This is a genomic window from Methanobrevibacter olleyae (assembly GCF_900114585.1).
Taxonomy (GTDB): domain Archaea; phylum Methanobacteriota; class Methanobacteria; order Methanobacteriales; family Methanobacteriaceae; genus Methanobrevibacter; species Methanobrevibacter olleyae.
Map to the genome: position 1 here is coordinate 1 of NZ_FOTL01000043.1, position 12710 is coordinate 12710.

Annotated in this window: 13 protein-coding genes and 1 pseudogene; 7 read left to right on the forward strand and 7 right to left on the reverse strand. The window is 25.5% G+C overall.

Features of this window, described 5'->3' with window-relative positions; all coding sequences use genetic code 11:
• The first annotated feature begins 178 nt into the window (after positions 1-178).
• The 6 genes from BM020_RS09510 to BM020_RS09005 all read left to right on the forward strand — a co-directional run bounded on the left by BM020_RS09510 (position 179) and on the right by BM020_RS09005 (position 4232).
• Positions 179-361, forward strand: a complete 183-nt coding sequence (locus BM020_RS09510; RefSeq protein ID WP_143743981.1) for a hypothetical protein — start codon at positions 179-181, stop codon at positions 359-361.
• 272 nt (positions 362-633) lie between these two features.
• A complete protein-coding gene (locus tag BM020_RS09930; protein WP_256379532.1) occupies positions 634-756 on the forward strand; it encodes a hypothetical protein in 123 nt (40 codons plus the stop codon).
• 374 nt (positions 757-1130) lie between these two features.
• Positions 1131-1508, forward strand: a complete 378-nt coding sequence (locus BM020_RS08990; RefSeq protein WP_067146965.1) for a 30S ribosomal protein S8e — start codon at positions 1131-1133, stop codon at positions 1506-1508.
• Between the two features lie 338 nt (positions 1509-1846).
• On the forward strand, positions 1847-2857 hold the full coding sequence (gene hypE / locus BM020_RS08995; RefSeq protein WP_074798922.1) for a hydrogenase expression/formation protein HypE: 1011 nt from the start codon (positions 1847-1849) through the stop codon (positions 2855-2857).
• Positions 2858-2939: 82 nt separating this feature from the next.
• A complete protein-coding gene (locus tag BM020_RS09000) occupies positions 2940-3383 on the forward strand; it encodes an RDD family protein (protein WP_074798924.1) in 444 nt (147 codons plus the stop codon).
• A gap of 156 nt (positions 3384-3539) precedes the next feature.
• A complete protein-coding gene (locus BM020_RS09005) occupies positions 3540-4232 on the forward strand; it encodes a CRISPR-associated protein Cas4 (protein ID WP_074798925.1) in 693 nt (230 codons plus the stop codon).
• A gap of 268 nt (positions 4233-4500) precedes the next feature.
• Here BM020_RS09005 and BM020_RS09010 read toward each other — a convergent pair whose 3' ends face one another.
• The 5 genes from BM020_RS09010 to BM020_RS09030 form a co-directional block, all read right to left on the reverse strand.
• A complete protein-coding gene (locus tag BM020_RS09010; protein ID WP_067146957.1) occupies positions 4501-5328 on the reverse strand; it encodes a DUF7839 domain-containing protein in 828 nt (275 codons plus the stop codon).
• A 330-nt stretch (positions 5329-5658) separates the two neighbouring features.
• On the reverse strand, positions 5659-7095 hold the full coding sequence (recJ, locus tag BM020_RS09015; protein WP_067146955.1) for a single-stranded-DNA-specific exonuclease RecJ: 1437 nt from the start codon (positions 7093-7095) through the stop codon (positions 5659-5661).
• Between the two features lie 83 nt (positions 7096-7178).
• Positions 7179-7508 (reverse strand): signal recognition particle subunit SRP19/SEC65 family protein, encoded by a 330-nt coding sequence (locus BM020_RS09020; protein ID WP_067146953.1) that lies wholly within the window; start codon positions 7506-7508, stop codon positions 7179-7181.
• Between the two features lie 93 nt (positions 7509-7601).
• The gene (locus BM020_RS09025) at positions 7602-8726 is read right to left on the reverse strand and encodes a glycosyltransferase family 2 protein (protein WP_082762127.1); all 1125 of its coding nucleotides are present in this window, start codon (positions 8724-8726) and stop codon (positions 7602-7604) included.
• 86 nt (positions 8727-8812) lie between these two features.
• Entirely contained in the window at positions 8813-9589 is a 777-nt protein-coding gene (locus tag BM020_RS09030; protein WP_067146949.1) for a uroporphyrinogen-III synthase, read from the reverse strand.
• A 317-nt stretch (positions 9590-9906) separates the two neighbouring features.
• Between BM020_RS09030 and BM020_RS09035 the strand changes: the two genes are divergently transcribed.
• Positions 9907-11436: a B12-binding domain-containing radical SAM protein gene (locus tag BM020_RS09035; RefSeq protein ID WP_067146947.1), complete on the forward strand. Its 1530-nt coding sequence runs from the start codon at positions 9907-9909 to the stop codon at positions 11434-11436.
• Positions 11437-11589: 153 nt separating this feature from the next.
• Here the strand turns inward: BM020_RS09035 and BM020_RS09040 are convergent, their stop codons facing one another.
• Together BM020_RS09040 and BM020_RS09045 are read right to left on the reverse strand one after the other, a co-directional pair.
• Positions 11590-12297, reverse strand: a complete 708-nt coding sequence (locus BM020_RS09040; RefSeq protein WP_074798927.1) for a DUF4013 domain-containing protein — start codon at positions 12295-12297, stop codon at positions 11590-11592.
• A 99-nt stretch (positions 12298-12396) separates the two neighbouring features.
• Positions 12397-12710, reverse strand: a pseudogene (locus tag BM020_RS09045) (ISNCY-like element ISM1 family transposase); the annotation flags it as partial.

The window sequence follows — 12710 nt, forward strand, 5'->3', positions numbered from 1 at the left end:
TGACTATTTTAAAAACTTTGTTGATTTAAAAATTTTTTTAATAAAGATTAGTAGTTTTTAGAGTTTTTTCTTAAAAATTCTTTGATTTTTATTTAAAAATAGTGAAATTTAATAAAGGGTTGGAGCAAAGTTTTTATAATGATAAAACAAAAAACAATTGCTTCAAATAGTATTTTAGATGTTGAACAATATATTTTGCGATTTTTATGATGATTTTGTTCTTTCAGATTCTCATTTTGTAAGATTATTTAATTCTTCTTGTGAAGTTTTTAAATCATTTGATTTAATTTTTAAAAAGGATATTTCTTATTTTAGGATGATTATGTCATATGTCCTTTTTTATGGTACTTGGCATGTTTAATTTCTGACTATATTTTGGAAGTTTGGAATGATCTTTGTAAAATCTTTTAAAAAGTTCTTTAGGATTAGTATTTTCTCATTTAAACGATTGAAAATTGATTATTTGTTGATGAAAACATCTTAGAGTTTGATTTAGGTTATTGCTTGGCTTTATTATATATTTGTATGTGGAGTGGGACACAATGGAAAATGTATAAAAGCTTTATTTATCATTTAAAAGATAGAAATTTGAAAGAACAACTAATAAAATTGAAATATGCTTTTTAAGAAACTATGCCTAAATCAAGAAAAAGAACTTTTAAGACTATTCATGGTGTTTTAAAGAGAATTTATCCCAGAGATTTGATTTGGAATGAAAATCGAAAACTTAATCAAGTTCATCAACAAAGTTTTTGAAAGAGCCAAATAGTTAGCTTTATATATAGTTTTGAATATAAATATATACATTCTTACTTTATCTTGCAGTAAGAATCATTAATTAACTTGCTTATTTATGAGAATTTTATTCTCACATTTAAAAATAAATAAAAAATATATTTAATATTTATTTGAAAAAAAATACAAATTTTTATTAAATTCATCTCTTTATCAAGCAGCGGTTAGCTTGTTTTTTGAGTTTCAAATTTTAATAAAATTATTCCATTAGATTAGTTTATGGAAATTTAACTTAGAAAATTTAGTTTAGAATATAAGTTATTTATCTTATGGATATGAAGTTATTTTAATAGTTACATATATTAGGGAAAAAATAATATAAAGGAGATATTGTTATGGCTATTTGTCAAGGAAAATCAACCAGATCTCCATCTGGTGCTAGAAGAGTTGCAAATCGTGGAAAAAGGAAATCTGAATTAGGTAGAGAATCTGCAGAAACTAGATTAGGTGAAAAAACCTTAAGAAAAATCAGAACCCGTGGTGGAAACGAAAAACACAGATTAGCTGGAGATAGGAAAATCAATGTTATTGATACAGAGGGTAAAGCTCACACTGTAGAAATTTATAATGTAATTGAAAACAGAGCAAACCCAAACTACGTAAGAAGAAACATCATTACTAAAGGTGCTATTGTAGAAACTGAAATCGGTAATGCAAAAGTTACTTCTAGACCTGGTCAAGATGGTGTTATCAACGGAGTTATTGTAGATTAATTTCCAAGCTTTTTAGCCTTCGGCTAAAAACCTTGACCAAAACTTTTTTTTATTTATACTTATTTTAATGATTTAACTATTTTTTAATTATTTCTTAGTTATTTTAGTATTTATTAATTTTTTATTTTTCTTTTGTTTTTATTATTTTAATGATTTTTTTTTAAACTTTGGAAATATTTATTTAATATTAAATTAATATATGATAATGTTATATATTATATAAGCTAATATTGAAAATAGAAGGTATAAAAATCTCTAATTTAAATAGAAAAACATGTTTTAAAGATTCTTTGCTTTTTATTGTTTATTTTAATTATTTACACATTTAAGGAGATAGAATGAAAATAGGAATGTCACATGGTGCTGGTGGAGAGGTTATGGGAAATTTAATCTCTCAAACCATTCTTAATAATTTATCAAAAAAAGCAGTTGAGGGAGGATTAGGCTTAGATGCATTAGATGATGGAGCAACAATTCCTCTTGGCGATTATGAAATCGTTGTAACAACTGATGGTCATACTATTAATCCATTGTTCTTCCCTGGGGGAGATATCGGAAGAATTTCTGCAGCAGGAACTATTAATGATGTTTCTGTAATGGGTGCAAAACCTTTAGCTATTTCTAATGCTATGATTTTGCAAGAAGGATTTTCAATTGAGGATTTAGATAAAATTATTAAATCTTTAAGTGATACTTGTGAAGAAGTGGATGTTGCAGTTATTACTGGAGATACAAAAGTTATGGAACAAGATAAACTTGATGGAATTGTTATTGTAACTACTGGTATTGGAATAGCTAAAAAAGGAGAAGTTATTAAAGATTCTACTTTAAGTGTTGGAGATAAGATAATCATCACTGGAAGTGTTGGAGATCATGGAATGAGCTTAATGTCATTTAGAGAAGGATTTGGCTTTGAAACTGAATTAAAATCTGATGTTGCTCCGATTTGGGGAATTGTTTCTAAAGCTCTTGAAGTAGGTGGTGTAACTGCTATGAAGGATCCAACTCGTGGAGGTCTTGCAAATTGTATTAATGAAATGGCTCGTAAATCTGGAGTTGGAGTTATGATTCAAGATGAAGCTATTCCAGTTAAAGAAGCAGTTAGAGCAGCATCTGATATGTTAGGAATTGATCCATATGAAGTTGCAAATGAAGGAAAAGTTTTAATGGGTGTAAAAGCTGAAAAAGCTGAAGAAGTATTAGCAGCTATTAAAACTGATAAATATGGTAAAGATGCAGCTATTATTGGAGAAGTCATTGATGATGATAAAGTATTAATTGAAACAGGTATTGGTGGTGTAAGGATTTTAGAAACTCCTATAGCTGATCCTGTTCCAAGAGTATGTTAAATTTTATAAAATTTGTTTATTTATTAACTTATTTGCTAATGTTTATTTATTAATTTATTTATATTATATAGATGGTGATTTGATGGATTTATTTCTTAAAAGAGTTGTAGCATATATTCTTGATTTCTTTGTAGTTTCTGCATTTATGTGGATTATATCTTATTTTGCATATTTCTTTATAAACTATTTAAATATGTTTCAAATTTATCATTATTTTGTATTCATTCTCCCAATATTAATTTTGACCTATTTCACAATTTTAGAGAAGAATTTAGGTGCAACTGTTGGTAAAAGATTGATGTTTATTGAGGTTAAAACAACAATACCAAAGAGAGAAAGAACTGGAAGAGATTACTCAATAACTTATTCTCAAGGATTGATTAGATCTATTTCTAAAATTTACTGGTTCCCAATTATTTTTGATGTAATTCTTGGAAAATTTACTGGTAAAACAAGACTTTTAGATGGTATTACAAGAACTACAGTTATTGAAGAGGATAGAGATGTATTTTTTGAAAATAAATAATTTTTAATTATTTGTTTTTATTACTTTATTTTTTATTTTTTCTAATTTTTTATTAAATATTTTTTTTAATCTTCAAATCTAATTATTTAGGTTAATCTTTTCAATTCATATTTCTTAATTTTAAAACTTTTTATATCATCTTTTTGAGGCATTTTTATGGAAAATAAACTTATTATTAAGGGTTCTGATAATTTAGATATTCAATATCATCCAAATATCAAAGGAATGCAAATTATTAATGGAAAAAATAATTTTCCAATAAGTTGGCTAAATACACAAGGTTATTGTGAGTATAGTTTATATTTAGAGTATTTTAAAGGAATTGCTACTCTACCGACCCAGGCAATGACTACTGGAACTGAAGAACATGCTAAATTAGAGGATAAATTTAGGGAAACTGCACAAGCATCAAGTTTTGATGATGCTTTTGAATTATCAAAAGAAAAAGAAATATTATCTCGTGAAATGTTTGTTATTGATTCTAAAGAGGGAATTCGTGGTTTTATAGATGAAATTTGGATGACTCCTGATGAAATTGTCATTATTGATGATAAACCAGGAAATAGAGCTTATGCATCATCTATTCATCAAGTTCTTGCTTATTGTTTAGCTTTTAAAAATATGGTAGCTGATGATAATCGTAAAATTAAAGGGGCATTAAGACAAAGAGGTACTGATAATATTTTTTGGAGTGAAGAATTTGATGAAAAAAATGAGGAAAGAATTAAATATTTAATCAATCGTATGCATGGTTTATTTAATGGTCAAAAGCCCTTCATACCTACTAAAAATCCTAATAAATGTAAAAAATGTAGATTCCAAAGTTATTGTGAAGAAAAAGCTATTTAATTAAGTTAATTTTTTATAAGAGTAATTAATTTAAAAATGAAAGGAATTAAAGATATATTGATTATAAAGTAAAAAAAAGAATGGGAATTAAAGATATATTGATTATAAAGTAAAAAAAAAGAATGGGAATTAAAGATATATTGTTTATTAAATAAAAAAATGAAAGGAATTAAAGATATATCACTTATAAAATAAAAATTAGGATAAATAAAAATTTTATTAATTATAAATTAAAAAGGATGAATTTAAAAATATATTAGATATATTCTTAAATTTCCATAATTGATTTTTTAGCGTCAATGACTTGGTATTGGATATTAGCCTCTTCTAAGTCCTTACTAATATTTTTACTCATATCTCCAATTGAGAAAATTAAAACATTTAATCCTTTTCTAACTGCAGATTGAGCTGCTTCACTAACTCCATATTCAATATCAACAGGAATATTTAAAGCATTAGCTACTACATGTGAACTTGTACCAATAGCTGCAACTTTATCAATAGAACTTAATCCATAATTTTTATAATTTTCTTGATAAATTCCTTTAACTAAATCTAAATCTGTTGATCTAGACCCGCCTTGTTTTATTGTAGGTAATGTAATTATTAAAATTTTACTTTCCTTTATTTCAATAGTTCCTTTAAGGTTTGTTAAAGCAACATCAAAGCCTTTTTTAGTATCTAATATTACATCAGCGTATGCATCAGTTTGAGCATTAATAGAGGCATATAATTTACCATCTTCCATATATAAACCTACTTCATCTCCTTCTTTTAAATCTTCTTTTGCAATTGCTGGCCAAGTGGATTTATAATATGTCATAGTTTCAAGAACACTATCTGAGTATTTTCTTAAAGTTATTGCATCTTTTTTTACCTTAGCAATTCCTTTTTGAGTTATCTTATATGGTGCTCTACCCTCTTTAGATGTAATATATTCAAGTTCAGTTAAGGTTTTAATATTTTCAGAAACTGCTTGGATTGTTATTCCTAAACGTTCTGCTAAATCTTTTTGTTTAAGATTTGGTTCTTGTTTAGAAATTTCTCCTAAGATTTGAAAATGAGTCAATGCTCCTCTTTTTTGTAGTATCTCCATAATAATCACTTCTTTTTTTCTATTTTAAAAAGAATTTATTTCTCTAAATTTCTATATGTTTCTTATATTATATAAAGTTTATTTTAGTTTTTTATAAAGTGTATTTGAATGTTGGATTTCATTTAAAAAATAATTATATTCATTAAAAAGAGTTTAAAAGGTATTATGATTCCTTTTCTTAAAAATAGTTTTTTAATAATTGCTATTATTTTTTTAAAAATAGTTTTAATAGGGTTATTATTCATTTTATTAAAAAATAGTTTCTTATAATTGTTATTATTTTTTTAAAAATAGTTTTAGTTAATTGAAGAAAATATGATGGCTATTGAATTAGTATTCAATAGCTAATTTACCTTTTAATTTTTCATTCATTAAATTTAAAAATTCATCTTTTTTATCTTTTGGTATGTAAGCTCCACAAGCTACATTATGCCCTCCACCATTTCCTCCTAAACTTTGAGCTACTTCTCTAATTATTTCTCCAAAATGAATTCCATCATAAGCTAAAAGTCTTGAGCAACGAAGAGAAATCTTTAAATCTTCATTTTCTTCACTAATTTGTGTAAAAGCAATTATTGGCTTTCTCCAATCCCCATAACTAAGAATCATTCCAGCAATTGTACCAACAACATTACTTCTTATGCCAGTTCCATCAAAGTATTGTAAATTATCCATTTCTATAATTGATTTACTTTCACCAATACTTTGTATATTCTTTGCTAAATAAGCTCTATGTGTTTTTGATATAATTTCAAGTTCATCAAGTGCATCTACTCGATTTCCCCCTAATATTTTTAATGCAACATCTGATCTATCGTTTCTTACACATGCATTCATTGCTGTAGAGAATTCTGAAGCATCTCTTAAGAAGGTACGATTGTCTTCTTTTAAAAACTCATAACTATCTGCTATTACTAATTTTGGAACATAGATACTGTATTTTGGTGGAATTTCCAAAGAAATCATTTTAATTAGCTCACTAATCAATAATTTTTTCTGATTATCATTTAAATCACTAAGAGTAGTAGCTTCGTCATTTGTATTTCTTAGAGGTATCTTGAGTTTTTTTATTAAAGCTATTGTTTCATTTTGATTATTAGTAATTGGCAATTTGACATCACTGAAATAGGATAAGGCTGCAAATAAGGGTCTTGTTTGTTTACCATATAAGGATAAATCGGTTTTTGAACTAACTAACCCTTCTTCTTTAGCATCTTTAAGAATAGCATTATTTAAACCTTCTAGTTTTCCAGTTTTACTATTTTGCATATCTCCAATAGCTGCTAAAACTCCAATCCAACTTAAATCTTTAAAACCAAATTCCTTTGCAAGAAGATAAGAAAGTCCTCCACCACAAATTTCTTGTGAACCGTCTATTCCATAAAATATAGGGTTTATTTCTAAATAAGTATAATCTACTTTTTCACAGTAGTCAATATCTCTTAAGGGAGGGTGATGATCAAGAATAATTATTTTAGAATCTTTATTTGCATTTTTATCTACTGGCTGTCCAGATCCTAAGTCTGAAAATATTGTTAACTCATGTTCAATCGGTAAATCTTCTAAAACATCTAAGTTAACTATTTCAATTTCGTAATTTTTCCATAATCTTTTTCCTAATCTTTCTAAAATACTTGTTAGAATAGCTCCAGAAGATATTCCATCGCAATCTGTATGGCTGTAAATTTTTATATTATCAGAATTTTCAAGTAATTCTTTTGCTTGTTCATATCTTTTTTTCATTTCTGGTGGTAATGTTTCTCTCATTTTAACGCCTTAATTTTATTTAAATTAATTTTGAATGATTTATTTATTTTTAGATATTTAGCAATATTCGAATATTTAGAATATTATCTTCTTTTTCTTGCCTTTTTATCTTTTTTATTATGCCTATTATTTTTTTTATTTTTTCGCATTTGTTTAATGGTATTGGATAAATTTATAAGAATTTCTTTTTTACTATCATCACTAGTAATTATTATTCTTCCAGATTTATTATACCATTCTCCAGGATAAGCCTTATCTTCTTCAGCATAATACTTGTATTTTAATCTTTGAGTAGCCTTTACAATTTCTTTAATTCTTGGCTCTAGAATAGCATACTCTTTAGATATCTTTCTACCTTCATTTAAAGATTTTTCAGCATCTAAATATATTGGCCAAATCATTACATCTTTCATTTTTTACCTCTTATTTTGTTTCTTATTTATAATATGTTAGTATGATATTAATTATTTTTTATTTTTCTAATTTTTTAGATTTAATTTTTTGTTTTAAGATTTAATTTTTAATAATGTTTTTATTAATTTGAGAATTAATTTATATTTTAATCCATTTTTACATCCTTTTTCTATTAGTTTAATTTCATTAAAAAATATTTTATTTTCTTCTTTAGAATTATCTCTACTTAACCATAAATTAATCCAATTTAATAAATAAGGATTTAAAAACAGATCTTTATTTTTTATATTATTTTTATCACAAAGCTCTGAAACTAATTTATACGCTTTTAATGAATCATCAACCAATCTAAAATTAATATTTTTTGTAATAGATTTATCTTCTACTTCTAATCTCATAAAATAATTATAAACGACTTTATTATTTAAGAATAAAATCCCATTTTCACTTTTAATATATGCCTCTAGTAAAAAGTTTAAATCTTCTGCAGATACATAATCTGGAAATTTAATATTGTTCTTTTTTATAAGTTCTGTTTTATAAATCTTTGACCAGAAGGATGGCAAAATTTTTAAGATAATTATTTCATCTTTATTTTCTTCATTAAAGTTTTTTATAAATATTTCTTCATTATTTTCTTTATTTATAGAAGAACCATAGAAAAAGTAGCTAATAATATTTTTCCAAATAAACCCTAATGCTCCATTAAAATTAGAACCTTTTATTAAATCATCATAATAATCAATGTATGGTTTATCTAAGCAGTCTATATAGGGAGTGTATGATTTTCGTATAATATCTTCTTCTGGGTAATGTCTTAAATACCTTCCAAATGCTATATCGCAGTTATATTTTTCAATTTTATTATATAATATTTCACAAGCATCTTTAGGATAAGTATCATCTGAGTCAATAAACATTAGATATTCTCCATTTACATAATCTAATGCAATATTACGAGGTCCATATGCTCCTCCCATATTTTTATCTAAATGAATTGATTTTATTGTCTCTTTATTAGTTTGTTTATTGATTTTTTCTTTATAATCTTCGATGATTTCTTTTGTTTTATCTATGGAGCAATCGTTAGCTATTATAATTTCTAAATTTTCAATACCTATTGTTTGCTCTAAAACTGAATCTAAAGTAATAGGAAGATATTTCTCTCCATTGTAAACTGGTATTATTATACTTATTTTAAATTCTTTAATAGAAATTCCTCCTAACTAAAAATTATTCTATAAAATTATTTTTTTTTTAAAAGATGATTGTTGTTATGAAAAATTGAAATAATTGCTTATTTTTAATTTTTATTATTTAGTTCTCTAAACATTAAATCTATCATGTCTTTTACTGTGTATCTTTCTGGATAAATGTGTTTTATATTGTATTTATCAAGTATTTTTCCAGTGATTGGTCCAATAGCTACTGTGAGAATTGAATTTGACAATTTTTCAACTAATTGTTCTTTTTTATTATCTTCAGCTACTTTAAAGAGATTTACTACAGTTAAAGGACTTGTAAATGTTATTCCATCTATTTTTTCATCTAAAATGTCTTGGATTAAATTTTTTATATCTTTTTTATCCTCTGGAATAGTTGATTTATAACTTTCTGCTAAGATTACTTCAGCCCCCATCTCTTTAAGCTCTTTAGGTAAAATAGTCCTTGCAGAAAATGTACGAGGTACACCAACAATTTTATTATTTAAGTCGATTTTTTCAAATTCTTCAAGCAATCCTTCTGCAGTATAATCTTTTGGTATAATATCTATATGAAGTTGTTTATTCATAGCTAACTCGGCAGTTTTTGTACCAATAGTTGCAATTTTACAATTAGGATTTAATTTTCTAATAAAATCTGGATAGAACTTAAATATAGAATCAATTGAACTAACTGATGTAAAAATCAACCAATCTAATTCATTAGATCTTTTCATCAATTCTTTTAATGAATCGGTATTTTCTAATTTTAATTCAAGGGTAGGAACAATTACTGCTTCTCCTCCATAATTTTCTATAAATTCTTTTGCAGCATCAGATCTTTCTTTAGGTCTTGTAATAGCTATCTTCTTCACCATATTTCCACATCTTAAAAATTATAATTAATATTGCTTGAAATTGTCTATTGTTTTATAGATATTTATTTATACAATCTATATTATACAATCTATTTAATACTTATTTAAATTTATATAATACTTATTTCTTAAATTATATATGTATAGAAATATGTATAAATTTTTTCTAAAAAATATAAATTTAATAATATAAATTAATAATTATTATTTTTCTTTTTTAAAAAATAATTATTTTGGTTAAGAAATTTAATTTTTTTTTAAAATAATTATTTTGGATAAAAAATTTAAAATCTAATTATGGCTATTAGGGGATATTGATGAAAATTTTATTTTTAAACTTACCATATAAATTTAATATAAGTAGAGCAAGTAGATGGCCTGAGAAGACTAAATCAGGTACTTTATACTATCCTTACTGGTTAGCATACTGTGTAGGACTATGTGAGAAGGAAGGATATGAATGTAAATTAGTGGACTGTATTACAAAAGAATATTCAATTGAAGATACAATCGAAGAAGTTAAAAATTATCAACCTGATTATATTATGTCTGAGATAACAACTCCTACATCTAGTTATGATTATAAAGTTATTAATGCAATTAAAGAGGCTTATCCTAAGGCTAAAATAATGATTGGAGGAACTCATGCAACTATTTTACCTGATGAGGTACTTAATGAATGTTTAGGTATTGATTATATTCTTCGCCAAGAATATGATTACACAGTAGGGGAGATAATATCTTGTGATGATATTTCAAATGTTAAAGGAGTTTCTTATAGAGTCAATTCTGAGGGTGTAGATATTGGAAGTTTAGATGATATTAATTTGCTATCTGATTTTAGCTTATCTGATTCTATTAGTTTTGAAATTAGACATACCGAAGATAGGGAGCCATTAGAAGATTTGGATAGTATTCCTTATGTTTCAAAGGTTTATAAGAAATATTTAAACTTTGATGATTATGCTTATGCATTTGCTCAAAAACCAATGATTCAAATTGTATCATCAAGAGGATGTCCTAATCAATGTAATTTCTGTAGTTATCCCTCAACAATGGGTGGGAGAATATATAGAACAAGATCTGTAAGTGATTTAGCAGATGAATTCGAGTATATTTTAAATGAACTTCCTGAAATTAAAGAGATCTTTATTGAAGATGATACCTTTACTATAGACCAAAAAAGAGTAGTTGAGTTTTGTGATGAAATCATAGAAAGAGCTTTAAATCCAGTTTGGTCTTGTAATACAAGAGTTGATTTAAGTTATGAGACTATGAAAAAAATGAAGGATGCTGGTTGTAGGTTACTTGTTTGTGGTTATGAATCTGGTAACCAGGATGTTTTAAATGAGATTAAAAAGGGAATTACCCTTGAACAATCTAGGGCTTTTGCAGAAAATGCAAGAAAATTAGATATTAAGGTATTTGGATGCTTTATGATTGGCCTTACAGGAGATAGCATTGAAACAATTAATCAGACTTATAAATTTGCACAATCTGTTTATCCAGATATGTGTTTTTTCCAGCAAGCTGTTCCTTTCCCAGGTACGGAATTCTACAAATGGGCTAAGGAAAATGGTTATTTAATTACAGAAGATTATTCTAACTGGTTAAATGGTGATGGCTATTTAAATTGCCTTGTAGATTATCCTTATGCAGATCACAGGGAAATTGAAAAGTTAAGAGACAATTTAATGAGTAAGTATTATTTTTCATTTGCATATATTGTGAAAACTTTCTTAGCAAATCTCAGTTGGATAGAATTTAAAAGAGTTATGAGGGGAGGAACTCGATATATTTTCTTTAGAATAAAAAAAGTTTTAAATAGGTCTAATAACTTAGAGTAATTTTAAAAAACTTATAAAATTTTACAAATTCAAATTTTTAGAAAAATAGATTTTATTAATATATTATTTAAAAAGAAAAAAAGAAAAAAGCCTATAAAGTTGTGATAAGCTTTTGATTAAAATTATAAGGACTGAAGTCCATTAGAAGGCTGTTTATTCTATATCAGAATATAATAAACCATATGCTCTGTTTTGGAAAAATGCAATATATACTGAGAAGATAGAGGTTAAAATTCCACCAATAATTTCAGAGTATTGTGCAATTAAAGAGCCTATAAGTGATAAAACTACACCTATAATTCCTACAATTATAATTACTAAAAGAACTTTTACAATTCCAATTTCAGAGATATCTTTTAATGCCTCACCAATATTTAAAGCATAGCCTAAACTTTCGGTTTTTGCTAATCTGCATTGACCCATCATTAAAGCTAAAGCAAAGAAAATAAATATTATAATACCTACAATAGCTAAGTATTCATTTATAGCTGCTAAAATTGCCATTAATATAATTGGGATAATCATATAAACAAAGGATACAACAACTAATTTTGCACCGTTTATAATTTGTCTTACAGGATCAATTTCAGGAGCTCCATCTTCTCTATTAATAGCTATTTTTATAACATCTAATATATAACCTGCAATAAGTAATAATACTGCAAATGCAATAATGATTCCAATGATTCCTAATCCACCTGCTAATGCAACACTATCTGTAGTAGCAACTATTCCTATTCCAACACCAGTAATAATTAATGCAAAAAATGCAACAATACAAAGTACTACATAAATTACAAGTGCTTTAATATTATTAATAGGATATCTTAATGACTCAGTAATAATTTCACTAATTTCCATAATTAAACACCTCATTTTTTTTAATATCACTCATAAACTTTAAAGTATATTTGAGTAAATACTAAATTTATTTTTAAGAGGTTGTAAAATTTTATAGGCTTATTTTATTTTTATGTGATTTTTTGTCCAGTTTTTCATTTGGTAGTCTAAAAATGTTAGAATTCCATTTTTAGTTTTGTAAGTTTTCTTAATTTTTTCTGGATTTGTTTGTCTGTAGTAATTTTCTACTTTATTTGATGTTTTTTCAATATTTTCATCATCTAAGTATTCTATGTATCTTTTGAAGTGATTTAAGACATGTTTGTTTACAAATTGCATTAAAACTTCTGGAATCGAATCATTAATTTTCTATAATAATTTTTAAATTTTTCAATCGCTTTTTTTGAAGAATTTTGTTTAAAACAATTTTTTAA

Excerpts from the sequence above, each read along its gene's own strand:
- BM020_RS09035 (WP_067146947.1), top strand. The coding sequence starts at position 9,907 with ATGAAAATTTTATTTTTAAACTTACCATATAAATTTAATATAAGTAGA.
- BM020_RS09030 (WP_067146949.1), bottom strand. The coding sequence starts at position 9,589 with ATGGTGAAGAAGATAGCTATTACAAGACCTAAAGAAAGATCTGATGCT.
- BM020_RS09000 (WP_074798924.1), top strand. The coding sequence starts at position 2,940 with ATGGATTTATTTCTTAAAAGAGTTGTAGCATATATTCTTGATTTCTTT.
- BM020_RS09020 (WP_067146953.1), bottom strand. The coding sequence starts at position 7,508 with ATGAAAGATGTAATGATTTGGCCAATATATTTAGATGCTGAAAAATCT.
- BM020_RS09010 (WP_067146957.1), bottom strand. The coding sequence starts at position 5,328 with ATGGAGATACTACAAAAAAGAGGAGCATTGACTCATTTTCAAATCTTA.
- hypE (WP_074798922.1), top strand. The coding sequence starts at position 1,847 with ATGAAAATAGGAATGTCACATGGTGCTGGTGGAGAGGTTATGGGAAAT.
- BM020_RS08990 (WP_067146965.1), top strand. The coding sequence starts at position 1,131 with ATGGCTATTTGTCAAGGAAAATCAACCAGATCTCCATCTGGTGCTAGA.
- recJ (WP_067146955.1), bottom strand. The coding sequence starts at position 7,095 with ATGAGAGAAACATTACCACCAGAAATGAAAAAAAGATATGAACAAGCA.
- BM020_RS09005 (WP_074798925.1), top strand. The coding sequence starts at position 3,540 with ATGGAAAATAAACTTATTATTAAGGGTTCTGATAATTTAGATATTCAA.
- BM020_RS09040 (WP_074798927.1), bottom strand. The coding sequence starts at position 12,297 with ATGGAAATTAGTGAAATTATTACTGAGTCATTAAGATATCCTATTAAT.
- BM020_RS09930 (WP_256379532.1), top strand. The coding sequence starts at position 634 with ATGCCTAAATCAAGAAAAAGAACTTTTAAGACTATTCATGGTGTTTTA.
- BM020_RS09510 (WP_143743981.1), top strand. The coding sequence starts at position 179 with ATGTTGAACAATATATTTTGCGATTTTTATGATGATTTTGTTCTTTCA.